At 37.6% G+C, this 25,519-nt stretch carries 22 protein-coding genes; 12 read left to right on the top strand and 10 right to left on the bottom strand.

Annotated elements, in window-relative coordinates; all coding sequences use genetic code 11:
- Positions 1-55: 55 nt before the first annotated feature.
- From BVC88_RS08875 to BVC88_RS08855, 5 genes are all read right to left on the bottom strand, one after another.
- Positions 56-250 carry a helix-turn-helix transcriptional regulator gene (locus BVC88_RS08875; RefSeq protein ID WP_075350328.1) on the bottom strand — a complete coding sequence of 65 codons (195 nt, stop codon included), beginning with the start codon at positions 248-250 and terminating at the stop codon, positions 56-58.
- Positions 247-648 (bottom strand): hypothetical protein, encoded by a 402-nt coding sequence (locus tag BVC88_RS08870; RefSeq protein ID WP_075350327.1) that lies wholly within the window; start codon positions 646-648, stop codon positions 247-249. Before BVC88_RS08870 ends, BVC88_RS08875 begins: the two co-directional genes overlap by 4 nt.
- Before the next feature lie 115 nt (positions 649-763).
- Positions 764-1,609: an N-acetylmuramoyl-L-alanine amidase-like domain-containing protein gene (locus tag BVC88_RS08865; RefSeq protein WP_075350326.1), complete on the bottom strand. Its 846-nt coding sequence runs from the start codon at positions 1,607-1,609 to the stop codon at positions 764-766.
- 85 nt (positions 1,610-1,694) lie between these two features.
- Complete coding sequence (locus BVC88_RS08860; protein ID WP_075350325.1) at positions 1,695-3,404, bottom strand: DMP19 family protein; 1,710 nt, start codon at positions 3,402-3,404, stop codon at positions 1,695-1,697.
- A 213-nt stretch (positions 3,405-3,617) separates the two neighbouring features.
- Positions 3,618-4,196, bottom strand: a complete 579-nt coding sequence (locus BVC88_RS08855) for a hypothetical protein (protein WP_083639056.1) — start codon at positions 4,194-4,196, stop codon at positions 3,618-3,620.
- A gap of 454 nt (positions 4,197-4,650) precedes the next feature.
- Between BVC88_RS08855 and BVC88_RS08850 the strand changes: the two genes are divergently transcribed.
- On the top strand, positions 4,651-6,402 hold the full coding sequence (locus tag BVC88_RS08850; RefSeq protein ID WP_075350324.1) for an adenosylcobalamin-dependent ribonucleoside-diphosphate reductase: 1,752 nt from the start codon (positions 4,651-4,653) through the stop codon (positions 6,400-6,402).
- 45 nt (positions 6,403-6,447) lie between these two features.
- Here the strand turns inward: BVC88_RS08850 and BVC88_RS08845 are convergent, their stop codons facing one another.
- Both BVC88_RS08845 and BVC88_RS08840 read right to left on the bottom strand, forming a co-directional pair.
- Entirely contained in the window at positions 6,448-6,873 is a 426-nt protein-coding gene (locus BVC88_RS08845) for a hypothetical protein (protein ID WP_075350323.1), read from the bottom strand.
- 64 nt (positions 6,874-6,937) lie between these two features.
- Positions 6,938-7,603, bottom strand: coding sequence for a dienelactone hydrolase family protein (locus BVC88_RS08840; protein WP_075350322.1), 666 nt, complete (start codon positions 7,601-7,603; stop codon positions 6,938-6,940).
- Positions 7,604-8,098: 495 nt separating this feature from the next.
- Between BVC88_RS08840 and BVC88_RS08835 the strand changes: the two genes are divergently transcribed.
- From BVC88_RS08835 to BVC88_RS08790, 9 genes are all read left to right on the top strand, one after another.
- Positions 8,099-8,974 (top strand): universal stress protein, encoded by an 876-nt coding sequence (locus BVC88_RS08835; RefSeq protein WP_075350321.1) that lies wholly within the window; start codon positions 8,099-8,101, stop codon positions 8,972-8,974.
- A gap of 413 nt (positions 8,975-9,387) precedes the next feature.
- Positions 9,388-9,600: a hypothetical protein gene (locus tag BVC88_RS08825; protein WP_075350319.1), complete on the top strand. Its 213-nt coding sequence runs from the start codon at positions 9,388-9,390 to the stop codon at positions 9,598-9,600.
- A 166-nt stretch (positions 9,601-9,766) separates the two neighbouring features.
- Positions 9,767-10,585, top strand: a complete 819-nt coding sequence (locus BVC88_RS08820; protein WP_089153069.1) for a ZIP family metal transporter — start codon at positions 9,767-9,769, stop codon at positions 10,583-10,585.
- Between the two features lie 423 nt (positions 10,586-11,008).
- Positions 11,009-12,040, top strand: a complete 1,032-nt coding sequence (locus BVC88_RS08815; protein ID WP_075350318.1) for a WD40/YVTN/BNR-like repeat-containing protein — start codon at positions 11,009-11,011, stop codon at positions 12,038-12,040.
- Positions 12,041-12,225: 185 nt separating this feature from the next.
- Positions 12,226-15,459 (top strand): type I restriction-modification system endonuclease, encoded by a 3,234-nt coding sequence (gene hsdR / locus BVC88_RS08810; protein ID WP_075350317.1) that lies wholly within the window; start codon positions 12,226-12,228, stop codon positions 15,457-15,459.
- 6 nt (positions 15,460-15,465) lie between these two features.
- Positions 15,466-16,929, top strand: a complete 1,464-nt coding sequence (locus BVC88_RS08805) for a class I SAM-dependent DNA methyltransferase (protein ID WP_075350316.1) — start codon at positions 15,466-15,468, stop codon at positions 16,927-16,929.
- Entirely contained in the window at positions 16,926-18,446 is a 1,521-nt protein-coding gene (locus tag BVC88_RS08800) for a restriction endonuclease subunit S (protein ID WP_075350315.1), read from the top strand. Before BVC88_RS08805 ends, BVC88_RS08800 begins: the two co-directional genes overlap by 4 nt.
- A 44-nt stretch (positions 18,447-18,490) precedes the next feature.
- Positions 18,491-19,765, top strand: a complete 1,275-nt coding sequence (locus tag BVC88_RS08795) for a hypothetical protein (RefSeq protein WP_075350314.1) — start codon at positions 18,491-18,493, stop codon at positions 19,763-19,765.
- Positions 19,762-21,933, top strand: a complete 2,172-nt coding sequence (locus BVC88_RS08790; protein ID WP_075350313.1) for a hypothetical protein — start codon at positions 19,762-19,764, stop codon at positions 21,931-21,933. The genes BVC88_RS08795 and BVC88_RS08790 overlap by 4 nt, the downstream gene beginning before the upstream one ends.
- A gap of 64 nt (positions 21,934-21,997) precedes the next feature.
- On the opposite strand, the gene BVC88_RS08785 is transcribed toward BVC88_RS08790, so the two are convergent.
- The 3 genes from BVC88_RS08785 to BVC88_RS08775 are packed head-to-tail and all read right to left on the bottom strand — an operon-like array spanning position 21,998 to position 23,586.
- Entirely contained in the window at positions 21,998-22,534 is a 537-nt protein-coding gene (locus BVC88_RS08785) for a hypothetical protein (protein ID WP_075350312.1), read from the bottom strand.
- Entirely contained in the window at positions 22,515-23,249 is a 735-nt protein-coding gene (locus BVC88_RS08780; RefSeq protein ID WP_075350311.1) for an ImmA/IrrE family metallo-endopeptidase, read from the bottom strand. The genes BVC88_RS08785 and BVC88_RS08780 overlap by 20 nt, the downstream gene beginning before the upstream one ends.
- Positions 23,230-23,586 (bottom strand): helix-turn-helix domain-containing protein, encoded by a 357-nt coding sequence (locus tag BVC88_RS08775; RefSeq protein ID WP_075350310.1) that lies wholly within the window; start codon positions 23,584-23,586, stop codon positions 23,230-23,232. Before BVC88_RS08775 ends, BVC88_RS08780 begins: the two co-directional genes overlap by 20 nt.
- 167 nt (positions 23,587-23,753) lie before the next feature.
- Between BVC88_RS08775 and BVC88_RS08770 the strand changes: the two genes are divergently transcribed.
- Positions 23,754-24,809, top strand: coding sequence for a helix-turn-helix domain-containing protein (locus tag BVC88_RS08770; protein WP_075350309.1), 1,056 nt, complete (start codon positions 23,754-23,756; stop codon positions 24,807-24,809).
- A complete protein-coding gene (locus tag BVC88_RS08765; protein WP_075350308.1) occupies positions 24,809-25,318 on the top strand; it encodes a PIN domain-containing protein in 510 nt (169 codons plus the stop codon). The genes BVC88_RS08770 and BVC88_RS08765 overlap by 1 nt, the downstream gene beginning before the upstream one ends.
- Positions 25,319-25,519 lie beyond the last annotated feature (201 nt).

Genomic DNA, 25,519 nt, shown 5'->3' with positions numbered 1-25,519 from the left:
GAAAAAAAGCAAGGATCTCTCCTTGCTTTTTTTATGAAATAAGTTTCGATGAAGATTATCCTTCAAATTGGAAAAGTTCCTCAATCGTCATTTCAAATAGCTTAGCCATCTTAAATGCAGTCGGCAAACTGGGGTCAAATTTCTCTTTTTCGATCGCATTGATCGTTTGCCTGGATACCCCGATGATTTCTGCTAAATCCTCCTGAGTCATCCCCTTTGCGGTGCGTAAATCTCTAAGTCGATTTTTCATTTGTAGCGTCTTGTATTGATGAGCATGGCTACCAAGTAGGTGATTCCAATAAACATGACTAGAAAACCGATATCAGCATCAAAAGGGATTAAATCCCTTTGGTCAAGAAGGGAGAATGTAAGCCCTACTACGACAGCAAGTCCAAGGGAAATGGCCATACTTTCCAAGTGAATTTTCTTTTCTAATTCATCGAAATGATTAAATAAATCTCGGTTGGCCAGGATCATTAAGATCCCATTGGCAAGATTTACTACAATTGCAAAAATGGTCAGGAAGGCATGATCATCCCAAATGTAGATGGGACCAAAGGTTGCAATCGCCATAGTTGCTACCCAAGACCAAGTCCAGACCGCTAATTTTTTTACTCGTTTGTTTCGTTCCAATTTCATCGTTTCCATATTGTTTTTGTAAAGTTAACTTTACAAATGTAAATAAGACTTTACAAAAGTCAAGTTTTATTTACATTTTTTTCCAATTTTTTTTTTTTCAAATCGTTTTTGGAAGGGAGGAGAATTAGTGGCCTATCAACCGAGCGACCATAATACCCGATTGAGATTTATTAGCAGCTAGGTAGTCTGCTAATGGTTTTTCTGAAATTTCCACCTCCATATTTTTAGAACTCGCGTGAAGGAGGTGAATCCTGCCATTTTTCTTAATGGCAAATCCGGTGTGGACGATGTCAAGATTTGCCATGGAGGTGGTGATGGCTATCAGATCGCCGGATTGGATATTCTTTTCCAATTGACTGATTTCGGCTTTTGGTATGTAGAAGTAGCCCCGTTCTTTTATAGCAGTTTCTGTTATTTTGATTTCAGCGAGGTTTCCTTGATCAGCTAATTGTCTATAGAACTTTGGATTTTCCGACATAAAAGAAGGAGCATTAGGGTAAGGTGATCCACCGATTTCTTTGGTAATATCCTTCAAAATACCCTTTTGCTCATTTTCATAAATCCAGTCGGAAAAGTAATGGAGCCGAGAAGGATAGCCTTCGTTTTTGCCAGATCGATATCTTAGATTTTCTAATTCTTTTTCAAAATCCTCAAAAGTGAATGTGCCATTTTCTGTAAGTCTGGTCATTGTCACCACTGTTTCTACAAAAGTGGTACAGTCAAGGCCGGTTAGATTGATGACCAATTTCTCGGAACCTGGGAGTTCCAGTGTTTTTTCTATGTAGGGTGTTTCGAGGAACCATTGCCCGATTTCTATATTAAGCTGATTTGCAGACTTGCTAGAATAGTTATCTTCAGCAAGTTTGGTTAGAAAGGCTTCCAGTTTTTCGCGGCTTTCAAGCGTGCAGACGGTTTGGGCTTGGATCTGTACGGTAATCAAAAAGAAAATTAGAGACAAGAGACATTTCATACCTCCAAGAAGATAAATTTCTAAAAATAAAAAAAGCTCTTAGGGGTTAGAGTTTGGTTGCTGGAACTTTGATAATAGACAAATCCTAATCCTCCGACTCAATCAGCCATAATTTCACTTTGAAAAATAAGTAGGAAGGCACTGGTTTGCCATTTTTTAGGCCGGGTTCAAATTTGAGCAAAGGGAAGATTGACTCTATAGCTCTTGCTTCCGCACCATTTCTAGCAACAAAAAAATCGTGATTTACTACCTCTCCGTTCTCGTTGATATGGAGTATATAGGAAGCGAACATTTCTTGATCCCAATTATAGTTTTCAAACAATTCAATTGGAATAGAAATAAGGTTTTTCGCATCTTCCTCATTCTGGAGCTTAGGGTAAACATCGGAAAGTGGATATTCTCTAAGAATTAAGGTTTCCTCATCTAGGCTAGTTTCTATGGCAACATTTAATTTTGGATTATCAAAAAGGGGTTTTGTTTGCTGAGAAATTACTTCTCCGTCTTTGATTAGATATTCTTCTTTGAGTTTTCCATTAGGATAGTACTTTCGATAATAACCTTCCAGTTTACCATCTTTCATTTCCTGATAAGACTGTAATATTCCCTTGGTAAATTCCTTTTGAACTCCATTCTTCAGAAAATTTTTGAATTGGTATTCATGCCTGTATAAAATATCTCCAATTTGGTATTCATCGTAATACATACCCGTTCCATTATTCAATAGCTGGTTTCCTTTGTCGTCCCAAAAATTAATGTATTTAACCTCTAAGCTTCTTCTATCGACTTCCGCTTTCTTTTTCCCATTTGGATAATATTCGAAATAGGGTCCAGTATGATTTCCTTTATTATCAAGGGTATATTTCCAATTCAAAACCCCATTTTCGTACCATTTGCTGTACTCTCCAACTGGGGTTCTTAATGAGTCTTCAGTTAAACTGACTTCAATTTGTCCATTTGGATAAAAATAGGAGATCTCCGTTTTTCGAGGTCGGAATTGAATAACTTCTGTTTTAAATAATCGACCTTCATTATCATATTCCTCCTGGGTTCCTAATTGGACTCCGTTCTCATAGTTCAATTCTTTGGAGATAATTCCTTCGGGGGAAAAGATCTTCATAGCTCCTTGAAGTTGATTGTCTTTTACCTCAAATTCCTTTCGCTCATTTGTGATTGGATCTACTGAGTAAATTTTTCCTGAAAAATTTTCAGGGAAGAAATCCCCTTCTTCATCAGTAATAAATAATTCCGAGTGAGTTCGGATATAGGTCTCTATCAATTGATTTGACTGATCCGAATGTGCGGAATATGCGTCGTTTAAAGACTGTTGATTAAAATCAAAAAACACCTCTTCTGATTGATTTTCAACATTCCATTTTTCAACCTTTTTAAGAATTTCCACGCTCTTGTGGTCACCAATACGCTGATAGAAATTAATGATCTCAGGAATCATATAGCCGAATCCATTTTCGAAAAACTGGGAAAAACCACCGTTGGGAACTTGGCCGGCTAAATACGACCAAAAATAAAGTTCCTGGATTTCTGGTCTAAGTTTTTCGAGAAGTTCGGCCCGCTGGGATTCTTTGTACCAATAAGGTAGTCCGTCTAAAACCGAGCTGTTAAAAAATTCCCCTGAAAGAGAATAATAATCCCCTTTGGTCATTTTTGGTAATGACTGGCTTTGAAAATCTTTCAATAATGGCCTAAAATCATTTTTGGATTGACCAAAAGAATTCCAACTGGAAAGAAGAAATAGAATTGGAAAAAAGAGCTTTTCTTTTGAAAAGAATGAAAGCATCGTTTAGAAGATTATCGTGGTTTTTTGCTAAATAACTAAAGAAAAAGTGATAAAAAAAGCCTCAACTCATAAGAATTGAGGCTTTGAGAACTTCTCTAGTTTTCTGATAATTAGTATGATTTCGTAAGACTAACTTCAAAATTAAAATATCCCTTAAAGATAAATATCCCTTTAGTCTAGAAACCTGTTTATTTCATTGCCAAATCAGTCAAATTATTTGTTAGGAAATGCAAATGATGCGGATAAGCCGACTGAACTTGCAGAAAAATTTTCTTCTGTTGGAGTTTTATAATTGATTGAGGTATAGGTTAACGCTACCCACTTGTATCCAAACTCAACTCTTGGACCTAGAGAACTTTTGAAATCAATATCAGATACAAACCCATCTCCTTTAAATTTTACACCTTGATGCGATGTGATTCCAACCCCAAATCGAAAATCCTCATTTATTTTCCAATAGGGTATTAGGGTTAAAGGAATTCTAGTCAATCTAATGTTGGCATTATCTGCTGCTGTTGTATTGTATTTGAAGCCGATTGTAGTGCGAATCATGAGTTTTTCAACTTCTGTAAATTCAAATTGGCCTCCTATAGCAATATAGCCTCCTTGGCCGGCTCTCATTGTTTGGTCCTCTCCATTGGTGAATGTTATTTTTAATATTTCATCACCCCCATATTCAATACCGCCTTCTATTAGAAATTTTGCAATTATGGGTGGAGTAGATTGCTGTGAAAAAGTATTAAATGAAATCAAAAGAAAGCCCAATAGCCAGGAGGTAATTAATTTTTTCATTTTAGATTTTTTTAAGTTGTTATTTGATGGGCGGTTAGAAATTTGTTAGTGTAATTAGCTTTAAATCAGGGTTTTATTATGCGGTATATATTAGTTTAGTACCCAACTTCAAGCATCTAATAGGTGTAAAAATTAGAATTTTATACAACTAAAATGGGCTTGCGAATTAGGATAAAATTCCGAATTCCTACAATAGGTTTGAAAAGTATTTTTTGATTCGAATCTCCTTTTTTTTCAGAGATGGAATCCTGTTATTTTATTGATTTCAGATGAGTTTGTTGATTGAAAAAATGATAGATTTTTTACTCAGTCAGATGCGATGACAGTTCTCTATTTTGAATAAAAGTGGAGGGAACACTTTAATTATTTTGATAAATGAATTGAGCGATTGTTTTTAGTAAATTGATAGTTCGAGTTTAAGAAATACTTTTTCAAATTAGAAGGTCTAGCGATCATGGAGCCATTAAGCAATAATGCCCTGAAAATTTTACAGCAAAGGTATCTGATTAGAGATGCTCAAGGAGTTCCAAAGGAGACCCCGGAGGAATTATTCATGCGAGTGGCAAATGCTGTAGCGCAGGCTGAAGAACGCTATGGAGGAAAGGAGAAAGTGGAAATCTGGAGGCAAAGGTTTTTCTCTATGATGGCTGATCTGGACTTTCTGCCCAATTCCACTACACTAATGAATGCTGGTACCGGTTATGGACAACTTAGTTCCTGTTTTGTGCTTCCGGTAAAAGATAGTTTAAGTGAGATTTTTAAAACACTGCGATTGGCTGTATTGGTACAGCAGAAGGGAGGAGGGACTGGCTTTAATTTTTCAGGTTTGAGACCTGCAGGAGATTGGATCAGTCGCAGTGACGGTGAATCCACAGGACCAGTTTCGTTCATTAAAATTTTTGATTTGGTAGCGGAGCATGTCAAACAGGGAGGTAAGCGAAGGGGAGCTAATATGGGTATTTTAAACATCGATCACCCGGATATTTTCGATTTCATCCAACTGAGGTCTGATGGACAAAGGCTTAAAAACTTTAACCTTTCAGTTGGTGTTTCAGACGCCTTTATGGAGGTCTTGGAAGCAAATGGAGACTGGAGTCTTATTAATCCCCGAACTAAGAAGACTATCCATACTGTAAATTCCAGAAAGATTTGGGAAATGCTCTGCGAGCATGCTTGGGAGTCCGGAAATCCGGGAGTGATTTTTTTGGATACCATCAATGCTGCTAATCCGGTGGCTACGATGGGTGAAATAGACGCAACCAACCCCTGTGGAGAGGTTCCACTTCTGCCATATGAATCTTGTAATTTGGGTTCTATTAATTTAACCCGGTTTGTAAAAAGCGCAAAGGGAGCAAATTTTGAATTGGATTGGGATAGACTAGGGGAAACAGTCGAATGGGCAATCCAATTTCTGGATGACGTTTTAGAGATCAATAAATTCCCATCTAGAACCATCCAGAAAGCATCCTTGGCTAATCGTAAAATAGGACTTGGGGTGATGGGATGGGCAGAGCTTTTGATCCGACTCAAAATCCCATATGCTTCTAAAGAGGCGGTGACTCTTGCTGAAAAATTGATGGGGTTCATCCAGAATAAGAGCTTCGACGCCTCAGCCCAGTTAGGAAGGGAGCGGGGGAATTTTCCGAATTGGGAGAAAAGTATTTTCTACCCGGATCAACCCATGCGGAATGCTACCCGAACAAGCATTGCACCAACGGGGACGATTTCCATTTTGGCAGACACTTCTTCTTCCATCGAACCACTTTTTGCCTTAGCATTCCAACGGAAAAATGTATTGAATGGGGAAACGCTTCAGTCAGTAAATCCATTTTTTCTTGAGTTTCTTCGGTCTGAAAATCTGATAGAAGAGAAAATTTTGAAAGAGGTTATTTCCTCAGGAACTTGTGCTCAGGTAAAAGAGCTTCCTGAAAAAATTCGGGAATTGTTCAAAACGGCACTGGAGATTTCTCCAGATTGGCATCTTCGACATCAAATCGCTTTTCAAAAATTCACGGATAATGCAGTTTCCAAAACAGTCAATTTACCTTTAGAATCTACCCCAGAGCAGGTTGATCAGTTATACCGAAATGCCTGGAAGTTTGGCGCCAAAGGGATTACCGTTTATCGAAACGACTCAGGAGATGAGCAACTGCTTTACCGGGGAGTAAAATCCACCGGTCCAGAATTTATCAGTTGCATCCGTTAGGTTTGAGGTAGCGGGATGATCGTTTGGACTTCAAGCTTTTTCAGATTATGAAAAGTGATTTTTAACGAAAGTCAAGAGTTGATTGGAGGTCATTTTGTCGGCATCCAAAGTGTTGACTTTTACGCTACTGAACCCTTTGTCGGTAGAGATATGCTTGAGAAATTGGTTTTTGAAAACACCAGGTCCAAAAATGAGAATTTCATCATACCCATCAAGTTTGCCTTTAAGAATAGAAATGTATTTTTTCAATTGTTCTTGTTGGATATTATGGGTTTTGTACTCGTTGTTGGAGGCAGCATAGTTGCTTTTCATTTTAGTTTTAGAATCTGTTTCTCCGGGATATCGGACCATACTTTCGATGGGTGATTCAATTTTTTCTTTTAAAGAGGCCTGTTTGTTTTCGCAGGTTACTAGAAAAGCTTGCCTTTGATCCATCCACACGCCTATTTTTTTATTCTCTTTCGTTTCCATGATATAGCTTTATTAATGGTTGTTGTTTCGTATGACTTTCCGAATCTTAAACTTTATGACAGTTTTATAAACTCACTCTGCTTTTTTTTACTCTTTCAGAATTTTTCAGATGAATTTTAAACCAAGCTTCTGTTTCAAGAGCAATTGATTCCAAAACGCCGGCCTCTTCATATAAATCGCTTGCATTTGGGATGATTTTTAATGCCTTGTGAGCATTGATTAGATGCAAACTCTTCCGGTTTAAATCCTCGGTGGAGGGATCGTTTTCACCGACTAGTAGCAGGGTCGGCGTCTGTATCAGATTAAGCACATCCTCAGTCAGATCTGTTCTTCCTCCTTTACTCACCACTGCTTGCACCCGCTTTTTCAGGTAAGAAGCAGCTAAAAGTGCCACTGCTGCGCCTGTATTGGATCCATAAAACCCAAAGGGTAGTTTGGATAAATTAGCCATGGATTTCAACCTGACTGTGACCTCTCTGAGTCGATTTGCTAGAATTTCAGGGTTAAATTCCTTAGGATGCAATTCAGGGTCTTGGCGGGCATACAAATCTAATAGAAGGGTTAAGTAGCCTTGTTTATTCAAGTATTGGGCTATAAAATTATATCTGGGATTATACCGACCACTTCCATTTCCTTGGGCAAAAACTATTAAGCCTTTTGGGTTTGAAACCAAGGTGAATTCACCTTCTAATGTCACTTTACTTAAGTCGATTTTAAATGTCTCTTTCATGATGTTTCGGGATTGAAAATTCAAAACCATTACTTGGAGACTTCTTCTTCAGCTGCTTTTGGGTCAGTGTAGTGATTCAATAGAAACTCCATTTAAATCTTGAGATCAGGAACTCCTTTTCCTAATCTTCTGCTTAAAGGAAGCAATTAAAAAAAAAGTAAAAAATGATATTTATCACATGATTGGAAATTATAAACTGCCCAATAAAAAGGCGGATGATGGTGAATAAACCTTTGAGATTTAATCCGAAAATGCTTGAGATTTATACAAGATTGTTTGCTGCGAAATAAGCATGTGATTGGTGTAATTCTCGAAAAAATTTAAGTCGAGTGTAATGAAAAAGTAATTCAAGAAAGATTTTTTAATACTTAACATAATACTAATTAGCTTATTAGCAAGGAAATTTGAGGGACTCTTATCATCTCAAGAAGTGATTTTTGTCAAAAGATTCCTTTGTGATTCTATTTACCTTTTGTATGATAAAAAGATCACGCCATGAAAAAAATCTTATTTGCAACGGATTTCTCCAAGAATGCGGAAAGGGCGTTTGAATATGCGTTAAATCTTGCCCGAAACCACGGTTCAAAAATTACGATGCTTCACATTTTTGATATCCCGACTTCCTGGGATTTTCCTCTTACCGAAGATCCTTTGGAAATGAAAAAGCAGGAAATAATAGCGTCAGAAAAAAAGCTTGCCGATTTAGTTCAAAAGTATATTGGGTCCGATGAGATCCTGACTTTTGACTACTTGGTTTTAGAAAATATGTCCGTGATAAACGGAATTCTTGAAGGGATCAAAAAAAGTGATGCTGAAATTTTGGTGCTTGGAAACAAAGGTGCCAGTAAAGTAAAAGAAATTCTGGTAGGGAGCACCACCAAAGCATTATTGGAAAAGTCTCCTATTCCGGTTTTTGCAGTTCCAGAAGATATCAGGCATTTCCAGCTAAAGAAGGTCCTCTTCGCTTCAGATTTTCAAAAAGGAGACCTTCGGGCATTAAAACTTTGTATTCAACTTTTAAAGCCTTTTCATCCTGAAATCCATGTCATTCACGTGAGCCATAGCGAAGAAGTTGGGAGTGAGGACTTTATCCAATACTTCAAGAGTCAGGTCGATGATTTGATACAGTATCCGTCTATTCAGTTTGAAATTCTTTATTCTGATAATTCAGCTAAAAGCCTGATTCATTTTATCCAACAGAACAGCATTGACCTACTTGTGATGTTGGAAAAAAGGCGTCGGGGTCTAGGCGAGTTTTTGTTTCATTATGATTTGGTGAAAAAGATGGAATTCCAAAGTCATATTCCAGTCCTAAGTTATAGTGAAGCATATCTTCAAAATCTAAAAACGCGAGAACAGGCAAAACTTTAAAAACCAATTCGAAATGATAGCCAGAAGAATTTATTGGACAATTTTGATTTTATCTATCCTAATAGGTGTTTATTTTTATTTTCTATCACCTGAGAAATTTACTCCTCAATTCTTAAGGAACTTTTCGGTAGTTCCCTTTTTCATGTTGATTGTTGGGATTCATGGAATAATGGCTCACTCAATCACCCCTGAAACTAAACACAAAATGGTAGTCTATCCTTTGGTGATGGGGGCCATCTATGTGATTTTATTCTTCCTGCATCTTTTTGTGATAGTGCCCCAGATTTGTCCTTAGTCCTTACCGAAGATAAGATGTTAACGGTTTTCTAGTTCTAGTATCTCCCGAATCGAAATCCCAAACCTTTAAATATCATTTTCCCATTTTGTGATCCTACCATTTAAACATCCTAGCAATGAGAAATCTGCAGAGCCTTTTAAGAGAAATTCTCCAGTTGACAACAAATATTGAAAATAACTTTCCTGAGTTATATCGCAAACTAGATGAGAATCCAATCACTATTCCGTCTGAATCCTCTCCTAAAATCGATAAAAAAATCCTCCAAGACTACCTCGAAAGTCTCAAAAAACTACTTCGGGATCAATTGGAAGAGCATCGTATGAAATAAGCTTACCAAAAGTAGAGGTTGGGGCAAGCATTTCCTTTTAGAATAAAATATAGATCCGGCCTAAGACAGTCATCATCTTGCTAGATGGAATAGCTGTTTTTTAGCTATTCAAAAATAGCCGGTATTGGACTGCTTTAAACTATAGATTATTATAAATCAATGGAATATGGATATTGATTGGCTCCAAATAGAAAACCCTATTCTACTTGCGCTATTGGCGACACTTTTTACTTGGTTTGTGACGATGGCTGGAGCTTCTTTGGTATTTTTCTTCAAAGACATCCATAGCCGAGTGATGAATCTGATGCTTGGATTTACGGCAGGAGTGATGATTGCTGCAAGTTTTTGGTCTTTGCTTTCCCCAGCCATAGAATTGGCTGCTAAAGATGATCCAAACACTGCTTGGTTTCCCGCAACGGTTGGTTTCTTGTCTGGTGGTGCATTCTTGCTTTTGATCGATAAAGTATTGCCTCACCTTCATCCGCGACTGCCAATGGAAAAAGCGGAAGGGATTAGGACTTCTTGGGAACGAAGTGTCTTGCTTATTTTAGCCATTACTCTTCACAATATTCCTGAGGGGCTTGCAGTGGGAGTAGCTTTTGGAGCTTATGGTGTCAGTCAGGATCCGGAAATTCTAACTGGCGCGATACTTCTTGCAATTGGGATCGGCTTACAGAATTTCCCAGAGGGCACTGCAGTGTCTGTTCCTTTGCGAAGAGAAGGCTTCTCTAGAAGGAAAGCTTTTTTCTACGGTCAGCTGTCGGGAATTGTGGAACCTATTGCAGGAGTTTTAGGGGCCTTTCTCGTAATGAGTATTTCTCAAATTCTACCTTACGCGCTGTCTTTTGCTGCCGGGGCCATGATTTTTGTGGTCATCGAAGAATTGATACCAGAGTCCCAACAGGGGAATGAAACGGATCTTTCTACTATTGGAGCTATGATAGGTTTTGCTGTGATGATGAGTTTGGATGTAGCCTTAGGCTGATTAAATTTTTGGCGACTCCTTTTTTTATGAATTTAATTCCCCAAGAAAACAAAGTGTTCAAGATCTATTCTTTCTGAATTAAAAACTGATTTAAACCACTAAGAACTAATAGAGAACAATCCTACAATCCATTGTTTAAAAAAATGAAAAAAAGGTTTCTCATATACCATGTTTCTTTTGTTTTTGATTATCTACTCGATCCTATGGTTTTTCATTCGATAATTGACTCGATAAAATCTACTCAATTAAGCTTGTACTTTTATTAGTACCTGAGAAGAATGGGAGTCTGAAAATAGGAGAAATTATTTTTCCTTAGGTCTCCATCCAATTACAAAAAAGACCTAATGATTTTAATCTAAAGAGTATTTTTATTCTAATAAAGAATTAGGTAAATTTTTTTGAAGATTCTTTTGAAGGAGCAATATGAAATGGAGATTTATTTGGGCAGTTTTTTTTCTTTGTTCGGCTTGTGGTGAAGACGGACCTCCTCCTAGGGAAACCAGTCTGCTTGAAAGTTGGGAAGTGAAGGAAGTGCTGACCTCCTGGAGTTTCTTCCCCGGTTCAGAGATACAGTTTATCAACGAATGGGTTGGGTTTCGTCTGGATAAATCACTCCAAAAACTTTATAAAACCACGGATGCAGGAAGGACTTATACTCCTGTTTTTCAATTGCCCAATTCGTCTAATCCGCCATCTCTTTATGCTTTGGATGAAAAGCATCTTTGGCTCACTACCGTAAGAAATGATGAAGAGCTACAGAAAAGTTTTGCCCAGATCTATCGAAGTATTGATGGAGGAAATACTTGGGAGATTTCTGAACGGGAAAGCACATTTTTTAAAATGATCTCTTTTGTAAGCCCTTCCCGGGGCTTTGCCTATGCAATCGAATATACAGGGGAGTATGGTGATTACTTTCGACTATTTCAAACAGAAGACGGAGGAGCTACTTGGAGCCTAAGCGATGTGGATATGAGTAAAGTCAATCTTAAACGAATTCTTTGGAAGACCTCAGAATTAGGTTTTTTGGAAGGATGGAATGGTGCGGAATTCCGAACCTTGAATGGTGGGCGGACTTGGGAGCCATTCCGACCTAATAGCTCTCAGACTCCCTCTACTTTTTATCCAATTGATGCGGATCAGTATTACGATATGAGGTTCACGGAAACTCTAAAAGGCAACTGGTCCAGCGAGATTCAAACTAAATTGGAACAGCCGATCTATATTTTATCCCAATCTGGACAAGATATCATTGGAATACTTATGGAGGAAAATTATTTGCCAAATGCTCCTTGCAAGAATTATTTGATGAGCTCTACAGACGGTGGAAAAATATGGAAAAAGCATTTCGGGTTACCTCTTGAAGAAATTTTCTATCTAGATCAGGAGATCCAGCCAGGTTTAGTGGTCATACCAGATAGGTATTCTGCTAAGTTGATTCTGATACAGAAAAAATAGTCTATTATTTTGGAGTGGCTTCTGGTGCTATTATTATCGAAAGTTGTAATTGAAGTCTTAATTTCTTAAGAAAAAACTCCTCAAATCTTGATGACTTAAGCCAGTAAAATCAAATAACTTTTAATTTTCCTTTTTTCTCTATTATTTAAGGAATTAATTCCTAGTCTTGAGTTATTACCTGATTAATGACCTTTTCAAACTTTCACTTTTTAGAACCAGAGTTCCCCATACTCTTCAATATTGGACAATCTGCAGAATTTAATCTGCATCAGGATCCTGTGACTTGCCTATTCAAACTTCGGCAGTTTGGGGAGAAAGTGACGGAATATCTTTTTGAGGAGCATCATCTGGATTTTCCTTATGATAATACCTTTAATAACCGAATCAAAAATTTAGAGCTGGAAGGTGTGATTCCATCCCAAGTAAGGGATTTACTTAACTCCATTAAGCATAAAGGGAATATTGCCGTTCACCAAAACAAAGGAAACCTAAGAGAAGCAGAAGAATTACTTTTTTCCACATTCAAAGTTGCCCGCTGGTTCTATCAGGCTTACTCAGAGGAAAATGCCAGTCTTGCAGCTGTCAAATTTAATCTGCCTCCAAAACTAGACTCAAGGCATGCACTTCATCAGCTGGAAAAGGAATTCGCGGACTTGCAGGGAAGCTTTAACAAACTGCTGGAAGAGCGTGATAGATCTTCTTTACCTGTAGAAAAACAAGAGGAGATCAGAGTTCGCTCCCAAAAAGCTGCCAGTAAAATCGAAATGTCTGAATCAGAAACGAGAACGCTGATAGATGAGCAATTGAAATTAGCTGGATGGGAAGTAGATACCAATACACTCAACTTCAAAAAGAATAAGACTTTACCTCAGCGAGGAAAAAATCTGGCAATCGCCGAATGGCCATGCGGAGAAAAATGGGCAGATTATGCTTTGTTTGTTGGGTTTGAGCTTTATGGAATAGTGGAAGCCAAGCGCTATGCTTCTGATATTTCTACAGACTTGCATCAATCCAAGATTTATGCAGAGAAACTAAGTAATAAACATGAAGCGATTCTTTTAGGAAAATGGGGAGATTATTATGCTCCATTCATTTTCTCTACCAATGGGAGACCTTATTTAGAGCAGATTAAAACCAAATCAGGTGTCTGGTTTTTGGATGTGAGAAATCCGTTCTCTAGAGCTAGGGTTCTTCAAGGATGGTATAGTCCAGAAGGATTAGTCAAGCTTTTTGAAAAAGACAGCGCAGCATCTGAAGCCAAGTTACAATCTGAAGCCATAAATTATCTGGAAGCAGAAACAGGTTTAGGTCTTCGGAAATATCAGATTGACGCCATTCAGGCGGTTGAAAAGAAATTGATTGCAAATCCTGAGGATCGGCGAATTCTGATCACGATGGCTACTGGAACGGGAAAAACCAGGACAATCATAGGCCTTTGCTACAGACTGATCCAATCGAATCGATTCCAACGAATACTTTTTTTGGTAGATAGGAGATTACTTGCCCTTCAGGCTATCAATGCTTTCAAAGACAATAAGATTATCGGACTGAATACCTTTGCGGAAATCTACGATGTCAAAGAACTCAAGCATCTAGGGCCTGAGTTGGATACCCGTTTGCACTTTGCTACGGTTCAGGGAATGGTCAAAAGATTATTCTATAATGAGGGTGAGGATATTCCTGCTGTTGATCAATACGATTGCATCATTGTAGATGAGGCGCACCGGGGCTATTTACTGGATCGGGAACTGGATGAAGATGACTTGGAATTCCGGGATCAGCGCGACTATGTCAGCAAATACCGTATGGTGTTGGATTATTTTGACTCCCATGCAATTGGTATGACAGCCACTCCGGCTTTGCATACCACCGAGATTTTTGGGTCTGCTGTATTTACATATTCCTACAGAGAAGCGGTCATCGATGGCTTCCTGATTGATCATGAACCTCCGATTTTGATCAAAACCCAACTAGGGGAGGAAGGAATCAAATGGGATAAAGGGGAAAAACCTAAGGTATATGACAAGGAATCCAATTCCATTATTGAATTGGAGCAGTTGGAGGACGAACTTAAAATAGACATTGCTGGATTCAATAAACAAGTGATTACTGAGAACTTCAACCGCACCGTGATCCAGCATTTAGTCACAGAGTTGGACCCTGACGGGGACGAAAAGACTTTGATTTTCGCTGCGACTGATGAACATGCCGATCGGGTGGTTCAGTATCTCAAAGAGGAATTTGAAGCCATAGGGGTGGAAGTTCCCGATAATTCCATTCAGAAAATTACCGGAGAATCCTACGATCCAGAAGAGCAGGTGGCTCGGTTTAAAAATGAAAAATACCCCAATATCGTCGTCACGGTAGATCTCTTGACTACGGGGGTGGATGTTCCTTCGATTTGTAATTTGGTTTTCCTCCGAAGAATCAAATCCAGAATTTTGTATGAACAAATGCTTGGAAGAGCAACCCGAAGATGCGACGAGATCGGTAAGGAGGTTTTTCAGATTTACGATGCAGTTCGCATCTACGAGACATTGGAGGATTTTACCCAGATGAAACCTATCGTGGCCAATCCAAAAGCGAGTTTTACACAATTGGTAGAAGAACTGGAACATATTGAAAAGGAGGATCGGCTAAAGCTACAGATTGAGCAGCTGATAGCCAAGATCCAACGAAAAAAGAAATACATCCAAAATGGAAAGGAGGACGGATTTCAATATAATGCCCAAGGTGAGAACCCGGAAGAATTGATAAAAAATCTGAAATCCAGCAAACCTCAGGAGGCGGTTTCTAAAATCAAATCCATGCCTGGTCTTTGGAAATTTTTGGATGAGCTAAGGCCTTCGCCAGCTGGGACTTTGGTTTCAGAACATGAGGATAGGATGTTGGGAATCGAGCGTGGCTATGGGAAAGCCCAAAAACCCGCAGATTATTTGGATAACTTTGCCCGATTCATTCAGGAAAATCAAAACCGAATAGTAGCCCTGAAGATCGTTACGAGCCGTCCTGCCGAACTGGATAGGAAGTCGCTAAAGGAATTGCTTTTGGCTTTGGATCAGGAAGGGTATAATATTCCTAAATTGAAATCTGCCTGGAAGGAAACCAAAAATGAGGACATTGCTGCGGACATCATTTCTTTTATCCGCACTCTTTCATTAGGAAGCTCCCTAATCAGTCATGAGGATCGAATTAAACGAGCAGTGGAATCTATCCGTGCGATGAAAACTTGGAATAAAATCCAGATGAAATGGATAGATCGATTCGAATTGCAATTGTTGAAAGAGACAATCCTTAGAAAAGAAGATCTGGATCAGCCACCGTTTAGCGAGAAAGGTGGATTTGAAAGATTGAATAAATTATTTGAGGACCAATTGGAGCAGGTGATAGCCCAATTGAACCAAAATCTATATGCCTAAAATACTATGAGTGCGGAGCAGATTGCTAAGAAGCTGTGGGAACTGTGCAATGTCCTTCGGGATGATGGGGTGACCTATCACCAGTATCTGAATGAACTGACCTATATTTTGTTTTTGAGATTATCCGAAGTCAAGAAGTTTGATCAGGATATTCCGGAGAACTACCGCTGGTCTAAACTGAAAGAGATTAAGGATAATAAGGAGCTTTTTGATACCTATCGAGACCTCTTGGCCAATCTTGGTACGTTGTCCACCAATGAGTCTATTACCGAGATTTATACCAATGCCTCGACTACGTTGCGTAAGCCAGTCAACCTGCGGACCCTGATCACCAATATTGATCAGATCGATTGGTTCGAAGATGAGGAGCAGGATAAAATTGCGAGTATCTATGAGGAACTTTTGGAGCGCAACGCCGGGGAGAAGAAAAGCGGTGCCGGGCAATATTTTACGCCACGTCCTCTCATCAATGTAATGGTGGAGCTTCTGGCTCCAAAGATTGGGGAGCGATGGAATGACCCGGCAGCGGGAACCTTCGGTTTTATGATCGCAGCGGATGAATACCTGAAGCGGAAAACCGATGATTACTATGCATTAGGTACCAAAGAAAAGTCCTTTCAGGTAAATGAGGCTTTTTCAGGTTGCGAGCTTGTGCAGGATGCCCATAGATTGGCGCTGATGAATGCCAAGCTGCATGGCTTGGAAAGTAGAATCGTGATGGGCGATACGCTCACTGAACTGGGAAAGGAATTCAAAAACTATGATGGAGTCCTTGCAAATCCGCCATTTGGTACCAAACAGGGTGGAGAGCGACCAACGAGGGATGATTTTACGATAAAGACTTCCAATAAGCAGCTGAACTTTCTGATGCATATCTACCGCTCCCTGAGACGGGATACCGGAACTGCCAGAGCAGCGGTGGTGCTACCGGATAATGTACTCTTTGAAGACGGGGACGGGCAGAAAATCCGCCGTGACTTAATGGATAAGTGCGACTTGCATACCGTGCTGCGACTACCTACTGGAATTTTCTATGCTGCTGGAGTAAAAACCAATGTACTCTTTTTCACTCGTGGTAAAAAGGAAACGGGAAATACAAAACGAGTTTGGTTTTACGATATGCGAACCAATGCACCAAGCTATGGAAAGCGTACTCCCTTTATGAGAGAAGCCTTTGCGGGCTTTGTCAAAGCCTATACAGGTGGAATCAAAATCGATGATGTGAAGGATGACTATGAAGGAGAGATCGATGAGGAAAAGCGCAAAGCCATTCAAGATTCAAGATGGCAGGTCTTTACGCGGGAGCAGCTTGCTGCCAAAAACGATTCCCTGGATATCGGACTGATCGAGGATGAGAATGTCACCAAGAACGCAGACTTGGGAGATCCCATTGATATCGCTAAAGGCGCTTCCTTGGAATTGGAAGCAATTAAAAAGGAATTAGATCAGATAATCGGACTATTGGGATGAGCGAGGTGAAATTACCGAGGGGGTGGGAAACGGTTACTTTAGATAAAATCTCCAAGTTCGTTATTGGTGGCGATTGGGGAAAAGATCCAGATAAGTTTTGGGGCGAAGACTTTGTGGAAGTAGCTTGTATCCGAGGGAGTGAGATAAAAAACTGGGGTAAGGAAAAAGGGAAAACAGCTTCAATTAGACTGATTAAAGAAAGCAGTCTTGAAAAGCGAGAACTAATTGTAGGTGATTTGCTGATTGAAATTAGTGGTGGAGGACCAGACCAACCAGTTGGGAGAGTGGTTAGAATTGATGAAGAAGCACTATCTCATCACCCTAAACTACCTAAAGTAGGAACAAATTTTTTGAGATTACTTCGCATAGTTGATGATGTTGATAACTCATATGTCAATTATTATTTGCAATACTTCTATCATTCAGGCGAAGTTGTTAAATACCAAGGAGGAAGTAATAACCTAAGAAACCTCAAATACAAAGAATATTCTAAAATAGATATTCCTCTAGCTCCCCTCCCCGAACAACAACATATCGTAGCCCGCTTGGATGCGGTATTTGGGCATTTGGATGTATTGAAAGAGAAGCTGGATCGGATTCCAGTCTTGCTAAAAAACTTCCGTCAGCAGGTGCTTACCCAGGCGGTGACAGGGGAGTTGACAAAGGAGTGGAGAGAATATTCTTCATTTAAAGGGGAGAAAAACTCAGAGGCCGAAGAAATTATTGAAAGATTAAATAAGAAAAGGGAATCATTAGTCAAGCTAAAAAAGATCCGAAAAGTAATTCTAAAAGAAACTGATAAAAATGACAATCTTGGTGATTTACCAAATTCTTGGGTAAAGGTTTCACTCATTGAAGTAGCTAATATCATTGACCCTAATCCTTCTCACAGGATGCCTGAATATGTGAATGATGGCATACCTTTTATTTCCACCGAAAATATTAAGGGCAGCCAACTTGACTTTCAGAAGGGGAAAAAAGTAACCCAAAGAACCCTAGATGAGCAAATCAAAAGATTTGATATTAAAGAAGGAGATTTTCTATTTACTAGAATTGGGACAATAGGGAAATCTTGCTATCTGCCTACAATGAGAGAATATGCACTATCCCATGCTGTTTGTATTATTAGTTCTTATTTGCCTGATCAATTGCATCCCTCTTTCCTTAAAATTATCTTGTCTTCCAAAGTAATTTTAGATCAGAGTCAAGATGGAATTCAAAGTGTAGGAGTTCCTGATTTAGGCATGGGTAAAGTTAGGGCTTTCCAAATACCACTTACTTCTGTTGAAGAACAACAAGAAGTCGTCAATATAGTTGAAGCCCTCGGCTCTCTCGCCGACAAAATCGAATCTCAATACCATAGCCTAAAATCCAAGATTGATCAATTGCCTCAGGCGGTCTTGGCGAAGGCATTTCGGGGGGAGTTGGTGGAGCAGAAAATGAAGGAATATGTGAGAGGGGCTAGGGAATTGGGGATGGTAGCGGAGAAGATGGTAGAGTACACCAACAATAAATAAAAATACAGTTTGGATAAACAGTGTGATATCAAAATTTTGATCAAATGATAATCTCGGAAAATATTACTGCCAGAACTTTAGAAATGAATACTGGAACATCTTACTTAACATTTAAACACTTTAAAACAAATAGTCTAGGTCCAGGATTAATATATTCAATCTTCCAGTTTATAACAACAAAGATTAGACTCCAGAAAAAAATAAAAGTAACATTAGACTATTCAGAAGAAGAATTAAAGGAGCTTGAAAAAAATCCACAAGATTATCTTCATATCACTTTATTAATACTCTACTTTAATGATAGAAAAATAATAGAAAATATCTCAGAAATTGAGAAAATTAAAGAAAGACTCTACTTATTTTTCGAAAATCAAAACAATTATTACTCAACAAATTTATTATTAAAATTTGGGCAAAAACTTGAGAAAAAAACTACTACAAGAAAAAAGGATAATAATATATTCGCACAAAACTCAAAAAATAAAAAAATCGAGGGATTTAATTTTATAACCGGTTCATTCGATCACATAGAAGAAAAAAATATCAATAACCCTGTCTTTCTATATTCTGACAGCTTTGTAAAAATAGCTTCAAACATGCAACTTTGGGTTGAAAGATTATTTAATTTCAATAACATAAATTTAGATCCATCAGGTTTTCACAAAAATGGCCTTAAACAAATCTCAAACTTAATCTACGAACTCTATCAAAATACAGAAGACTGGGCAAAGACAACATACAATTTTGAGAAGTTCTATAAAGATAATTATCGAGGTATAAATTTAAATCTTTTACTAGAATCAAGGTTAAAACATATTGGAGGTCAAAGTCATGATGAAATAGGGAAATACTTGAAAGAATTGTACCAAAAACCGAAAGATCAAATTCAAATTGAATATAATCAACAAAGTGAATTATTTGAAAAAGACTACAAACTTTCAGTCTTAGAAATTTCTGTTATAGATTTTGGGCCTGGAATGGCAAGGAGATGGCTCTCCAAAGATTACACGGAAATTGAGTTGGAGGAAGAAAAAGAAGCTGTAAGAAAATGCTTTACAAAAAATTTCACAACCGACTTTTCATCCAAAAATGCTCTCAGGGGACAGGGTTTGGCAAATGTATTAGAAATAATAAGAGACATTGGATTTATAAAAATACATTCAGGTAGTGTTATCATGCATAGGAATTTTCTTTCAGATCCATTAAGAAAAGACATGCTAGCTACACCAAGTGAAATCCAGTTTACATTTACCCCTTCAGTTGGGAAAGTAGAAGGAACTTTAATAACCATTCTTTATCCTATTCTTTACACTGTATGATTTACTATTTATTGAACTCAGACTCTATAGATCTACCATCTACAATAATTTTTGATTTCAATCTTGAATTTGACTCAAAGGAAATACGTGAAAAAATACTAGAATTTTACGAACACAACGAACAAAGAAATAATGTTATATATTTATATCCAGAAAACCAAGAGTTAAATCACAACCAAAAAAATGATCTCATAAATATTTTTAAAATAGATGAAATAAATTTGTACAAATTCAACCTAAAAGGAATTTTAGAAATTGATAATAATAAAAACATTGAAAAATCACTCCAAAAAGGTGTTGTTAATCTAATTAAGAAAAACGGAGTGATTTTGCAAGCTAATGAAAACTTTCACTTTGTTAATCCATCTAAGAAACATTCAACATACTTTTTAAGAACTGGCAATCTTGTAAAATCAAGTAAAGAAATGTTCTTTATTGCACTTTGCATTTTAGACAAATTAAAAGGGATTGATTTTAAACACATCGTTTGCGATTCATCTTCAATAAATCAAATAGCAACATCACTAATCTTACTTAAAAAAATACTAGGATACAAAAAAGCAATTACTATTGAAACATTTGAATCATATTCTGGTTTAAGTAATTTCACATTCCTTCCAAGTACTCTAGTGTTAATATCAGCAAGCAATTCAGGTAATTTGCAAAAACAAATAATAGGAAAAACAAAAGAATTAGACCTCTATTTTTTTACAATTATTTACAACAATAAAAAAGACAATAATATTTTTTCTTTAATAAATATAAATCCATTTTTCCAAGATCTGCTCCTCATAAAAAGTATCGAACAATATAATAGCCAAGAAGAATGTAAACTTTGTGATAAAGGGTCAATCCCAATAGAAATTCGTGGCGAACAATTTATTCAAGCCGAAACTCAACTTAATATAGTAATTCCAAGAAGACCATTTGTTCCAAGTTTTTTGAAAAATGAATTTAAATTTCTAATATTCTGTAATTCAATCGAAATCCATAAACGTGAAAATTTAGCATCGCCGATTAGAGAATTATTTATTAATTTTTTATCTTTAAATAAGAATGAAACTTTTAAAAACAGATTCAATAAAACAATATTAAATCACATTCCCTTTTCAATTGATTTAATTATTCATTTAAATGACGAATCATCTAAACTTGCTTCTTTAGAAATTTACCAACAATTAAATAAGTTTAATTCAGATTTACGAAAGCCCATATCAGAGAATCACTTTGATTTCTTAAATGTTGAAGACCAAGAAAAACTTAAAACAATCTTAATTGTATCATTTTGTATAAGGTCTGGAAATAAACTTAATAATATTTCCAAGAAACTACGAGCATTTTCTAAATCAAATCTTCATTATTTAAACATTATTGAACTTTTTGGATCTTTTGAAGACTTGAAAATTTTTAAAAGTAATCTTGAATATAGGCAAGGAGAGCATTTTTGTGAAAACAAAGTTTCATCAATTCTTTCTTTCTATCTTCCTAATAAGAACTCTAATAGATTTAATAGCTATAATAAATCGATTTGGAGCCTTGAACAAAAATTATATCAAAATAATGAAAAAAACCTACCTGTTTATTTTAGAAATCGGTTTGAAAGAATTAAGGAATCTCGAGGATTAATCGACAATGAATTATTTTTCTATAATCCACTTAGCAAATCAGCTCTTGTTTTGAGAGAAAATTTTGCATTATTTGATTTACAAAAAGAAACGAGTTTAAGTCAAGCAGAATTATTCTTTTTCTTTTCTTCCTTTTTTCACTCCCTAAGGACCTCCAATTCCTTTAAGGAAGTGAATGAAAATTTACTTATTCAAAGTGATCAAATAAAGTCAATATTAGATCCTGAAACTTTTTCAAGGTTTAACGATGGGATTATTCATGCTTGCATTCTCAGATGTGCAAATCCAATCGAATTGAATTATTCAGATGAGAAATCAAGCTCAAAAATCCAAAGCATTCTAAAAGCAATATTTAGAGATAATTCTTCAGAAGATGAAATGGAATCCATCCTTGAAATTCTTTTTGCTATAGCTATTGAAAGACTTACCTTCCGTCCTGAGCATATACAAGATTTTATTAATTCATTACCTTCAAGACTAAAAGAAGCAGAAGAAGTTAATTTTTTAATTACAATTATAGAAAAGTCAGGGCCTAGGAAATAATTCAGTCCTATTCAACTATCACTAGCCTTAATTTGAACCTTTAAATTCCCAGGAATTGAAACTTTTAAATGATTATATCCCTACACCCATACTCTCCCCACTTCTTCACCGGTAATCTACTCCCTGCTTTAAGCACCCGTTGGATAAATTCATCACAGTCTGATTCGGATAGCTGCCCGTTCTTTACCGCTTCACAGAGAAAATCCATCGTAGTCAGATAGTTGATCTGATGCATTTTGCAATAGCTAGCGGTATCTTTTAGGTTGCTACTGGCCAAGATATTTTGAGTATATCGAACTACTGCCAAACAAGCGGATTCCCCATCGCCTTTAAAAAGTTTGTTTTTGATGTAATGGTACTCCTTTTTGATTTCGACTTGATCCTCAGGAAAAGGTATTTGCTCAATCAGATTAAAATTCAAAAGATTGTCTACTTCGGTTTTCTTTCCAGGCATTCGGGCAATCTCTGCGTATACTTTGTCAAGTACTTGGATTGGGTAGGGAAAGATTTTGGGGAGCAAAAGGATCTGCCCTCCTGAGATAAAGTGAGAAAGAACATCAGCATCGATCAGGATAATTTTGTCAGTCTTCTTCGTTCCCATTGTTTCCTAAATCTGAAAAATCCAATCCTATATCCTCTAAAAGTCCGTAATAGTGAGTTTCAGAAATTCTATCCTGCTCGTATAATTTCCTTGCTAGGTTTCCGTAATCGCTAATGACTTCGCTCTGCTCATCTTTTTCATAAAGTTTGAGCGAATACCCGTGCTTCATGGCACTCGTTCTCACGTTTTCTTTGTATTCCTCTATCTGACTAGCGTCTATCAGTTTGAGCTCGGATAAGCGGTTTAACAATGCTCTTCTGGAGCAAGAAAAGTATTGCTCTATTTTTAAGATGGTGGCCAAAGTGACTTTTGACTTTGATAACTCCCAGTCTGGAACCAAGGAAAGAATACCTTCCTCTGGGATTAAAAATTTGGAAGCAAAAATATCTGCATTGTATTCCTCTTTGTCCTTTTTGTCAAATATGCCTACATGACAGACATGGTAAGAGAAATTCTTTTGAATGAAAAGGTGATATAACTCATGGCAAATTGTGAAGTGCTGATGGCCAGTAGTTCGGCTGGTGTTCACCATCATAAACCGGTTATTTTCCCCAACTTTGATAGCCATCCCCGAAATATCCATTTCCAAGGGTCTGAAAACAGCCAGTACGCCTAGCTTATGCAGCAAACTTTTTAGATGAATACTTTCTGTATTGCTGTATCCCAAATCTGCCCGAAACTGCGCAGCGTATTTTTCAAGAATGAGCTGATTCATTTTCCAATGCCGATTTCATGCTGAGGTAATTCCTTACGATTTTTTTGAATTTGGCTATCTGCTCCAGATCAGAAGATTTGATGCTGTCTGCTCTAAAAGCCAAAGCAAGGTTTACGCTTGCTAGGTCAAGGTCTTCCTCATAAAAGTCATATTCATCTACTCCATACAAATTCGCCAATGGAGACATTAAGTTAGTAGGCATTGTCCTGCTTCCAGTCTCGTAATAGCTTAATTCCACACGGGTGATCCGCAAATACTCGGCTACCTGTTCTTGTGTAAACCCTAGTTTTTGCCTTAGGGCTTGGAGATTCTTTCCGATAAGTTGATCCTGATTCATAGACGATTTGGTTAAAAAATTATGTTACAAAGTTACAAGGTTACAGATATATAAAAAGAAATGTAACATTTTTTAATAAACAACATTAATCTACATAATTGACAAATTAGGTATATTTATAGTCTTTTGTCAACTACTTTAATTTTATCCTTAAAAGAATACAGTCCATGAACTACTTCGCCGAACGCCTCAAATCAGCCCGCCTGATGAATGGACTTTCCCTTCAGGGCTTGGCTGACAAAATCAATAATCGCATCACCAAGCAATCCCTCAGCAAATACGAGTTGGGGCAGGTCATTCCTGATAGTGAAATGATCGGAATTTTATCCGAGGCACTGGTAGTTAGTCCGGATTACTTTTTCTCCAATCAGGTGCTGGAATTTGGAACTATCGAATTTCCCAAATTGGAAAACTACCCTGCAAAGGAGCGAACTCGAATCGTGGAAATTGCCAAAGACGAATTAGGAAGATATCTGGAGCTGGAGCAGATTCTGGGGATTGAGACCCGATTTGAAAACCCGGTGATCGATATCAAAATTCAATCTTTTGAAGACATAGAGAAAGCTGCAAGAAAGCTACGAGATCATTGGAATTTGGGAACTGGTCCGCTTTCTAATGTGATTGAGCTCTTGGAAGATCATCATGTGAAAGTTTTGGAGATTGAATCCACTGAAGAATTTGACGGATTTTCCACTTGGGTCAATGGAAAAAATATTCCCCTGATCGTTCTCAATAAAGGCAAGTTAAATGAAGCTCCCGACCGTAAACGATTCACTGCCTTGCATGAATTGGCTCATTTGATTTTGGAGGTAAATCACCTTCCCGAAAAAGAGAAAGAGAAATTTTGTCACTCCTTTGCGACCGCAATGCTGATTCCCGATGAACGGCTTAGAGTCGAGCTTGGGGGCAAAAGGAGTAAGCTTTCTTTCCATGAATTGGCAGCAATCAAGCAGCAATATGGTATATCCATGCAGGCTTTAGTATATCGCGCCAAGAATGTCGGCCTGATCTCGGATAACTACTTCAGGCAGTTTTATGCCATCTTCAACCAACTCGGCTACAGAAAAAACGAGCCAGTAGCTTATGAAGGGGCTGAGCATTCCAACCGTTTTTCCCAACTGCTTTTCAGGGCATTGGCTGAGGACTTTATCACTATGAGTAAAGCCGCGTCATTGAAGAATCAAAAACTTGCTGAATTCAGAAAGGAAAACATGGTGATTTGATGCGAGTAGCGGTAACGGATGCCTGTATTTTTATAGATCTGATTGAGTTGAATCTGATTTCTGTGTTTTTCCAGTTGGATGTGGAGATGCATACTTCAGTTTCTGTGATGAATGAATTGTATCAAGATCAAAAGCAAATTTTAGAAGCTTATCAAGACGTTGGGAAACTCAGAGTCCATAACCTTCAGGAGGTGGACTTTTTAGAAATGGGCAAGATCTCCTTTCCTCGAGGCCTTTCCATACAGGATAGGACTGTTATTTATTTAGCAAAAAAACTTGGAGGTGCTATGGTGATCAGCAGTGATAAGTTGGTCAGAGATTTTGCAGGTTCCCAAGGTTTACCATTTCACGGGATCTTTTGGATATTAGACCAAGTGATAGACGGATCACTTTTATCCAAATCAAAAGCACTGAATATTTTGTCCAAGATGCCAAAGGTAAATTCCTTGTATCAAGGATTATTTATGAAGAGAGAAATTGAAAAAAGAGAAAGGATGTGGGGAGAGTAAATACTCCAGTCACTCAATCAAATCTAACTGCTCTAGTATTTTCGATCAAAAAAAAACCTGCTAGAAATAAATCTAACAGGTTTTTGTAGCTCCTCCTCTAGGACTTGCCCCGATAGCTACCTTAGGTTTGTTTGATTGAAAAAGGGAAGATTTTAGAGTATAATTGAAGCCCTGTCAGCGACCCAGCGATAGTTTTAGATG

This window comes from Algoriphagus marinus, assembly GCF_001936475.1.
GTDB lineage: Bacteria > Bacteroidota > Bacteroidia > Cytophagales > Cyclobacteriaceae > Algoriphagus > Algoriphagus marinus.
The sequence above is the reverse complement of the archived record's forward strand: the minus strand, read 5'-3'. Positions and strand labels throughout refer to the sequence as shown.

Excerpts from the sequence above, each read along its gene's own strand:
- BVC88_RS08845 (WP_075350323.1), bottom strand. The coding sequence starts at position 6,873 with ATGGAAACGAAAGAGAATAAAAAAATAGGCGTGTGGATGGATCAAAGG.
- BVC88_RS08835 (WP_075350321.1), top strand. The coding sequence starts at position 8,099 with ATGAAAAAAATCTTATTTGCAACGGATTTCTCCAAGAATGCGGAAAGG.
- BVC88_RS08875 (WP_075350328.1), bottom strand. The coding sequence starts at position 250 with ATGAAAAATCGACTTAGAGATTTACGCACCGCAAAGGGGATGACTCAG.
- BVC88_RS08865 (WP_075350326.1), bottom strand. The coding sequence starts at position 1,609 with ATGAAATGTCTCTTGTCTCTAATTTTCTTTTTGATTACCGTACAGATC.
- BVC88_RS08860 (WP_075350325.1), bottom strand. The coding sequence starts at position 3,404 with ATGCTTTCATTCTTTTCAAAAGAAAAGCTCTTTTTTCCAATTCTATTT.
- BVC88_RS08820 (WP_089153069.1), top strand. The coding sequence starts at position 9,767 with ATGGATATTGATTGGCTCCAAATAGAAAACCCTATTCTACTTGCGCTA.
- BVC88_RS08870 (WP_075350327.1), bottom strand. The coding sequence starts at position 648 with ATGGAAACGATGAAATTGGAACGAAACAAACGAGTAAAAAAATTAGCG.
- BVC88_RS08850 (WP_075350324.1), top strand. The coding sequence starts at position 4,651 with ATGGAGCCATTAAGCAATAATGCCCTGAAAATTTTACAGCAAAGGTAT.
- BVC88_RS08785 (WP_075350312.1), bottom strand. The coding sequence starts at position 22,534 with ATGGGAACGAAGAAGACTGACAAAATTATCCTGATCGATGCTGATGTT.
- BVC88_RS08855 (WP_083639056.1), bottom strand. The coding sequence starts at position 4,196 with ATGAAAAAATTAATTACCTCCTGGCTATTGGGCTTTCTTTTGATTTCA.
- hsdR (WP_075350317.1), top strand. The coding sequence starts at position 12,226 with ATGACCTTTTCAAACTTTCACTTTTTAGAACCAGAGTTCCCCATACTC.
- BVC88_RS08815 (WP_075350318.1), top strand. The coding sequence starts at position 11,009 with ATGAAATGGAGATTTATTTGGGCAGTTTTTTTTCTTTGTTCGGCTTGT.
- BVC88_RS08765 (WP_075350308.1), top strand. The coding sequence starts at position 24,809 with ATGCGAGTAGCGGTAACGGATGCCTGTATTTTTATAGATCTGATTGAG.
- BVC88_RS08770 (WP_075350309.1), top strand. The coding sequence starts at position 23,754 with ATGAACTACTTCGCCGAACGCCTCAAATCAGCCCGCCTGATGAATGGA.
- BVC88_RS08790 (WP_075350313.1), top strand. The coding sequence starts at position 19,762 with ATGATTTACTATTTATTGAACTCAGACTCTATAGATCTACCATCTACA.
- BVC88_RS08840 (WP_075350322.1), bottom strand. The coding sequence starts at position 7,603 with ATGAAAGAGACATTTAAAATCGACTTAAGTAAAGTGACATTAGAAGGT.
- BVC88_RS08795 (WP_075350314.1), top strand. The coding sequence starts at position 18,491 with ATGATAATCTCGGAAAATATTACTGCCAGAACTTTAGAAATGAATACT.
- BVC88_RS08780 (WP_075350311.1), bottom strand. The coding sequence starts at position 23,249 with ATGAATCAGCTCATTCTTGAAAAATACGCTGCGCAGTTTCGGGCAGAT.
- BVC88_RS08800 (WP_075350315.1), top strand. The coding sequence starts at position 16,926 with ATGAGCGAGGTGAAATTACCGAGGGGGTGGGAAACGGTTACTTTAGAT.
- BVC88_RS08805 (WP_075350316.1), top strand. The coding sequence starts at position 15,466 with ATGAGTGCGGAGCAGATTGCTAAGAAGCTGTGGGAACTGTGCAATGTC.
- BVC88_RS08825 (WP_075350319.1), top strand. The coding sequence starts at position 9,388 with ATGAGAAATCTGCAGAGCCTTTTAAGAGAAATTCTCCAGTTGACAACA.
- BVC88_RS08775 (WP_075350310.1), bottom strand. The coding sequence starts at position 23,586 with ATGAATCAGGATCAACTTATCGGAAAGAATCTCCAAGCCCTAAGGCAA.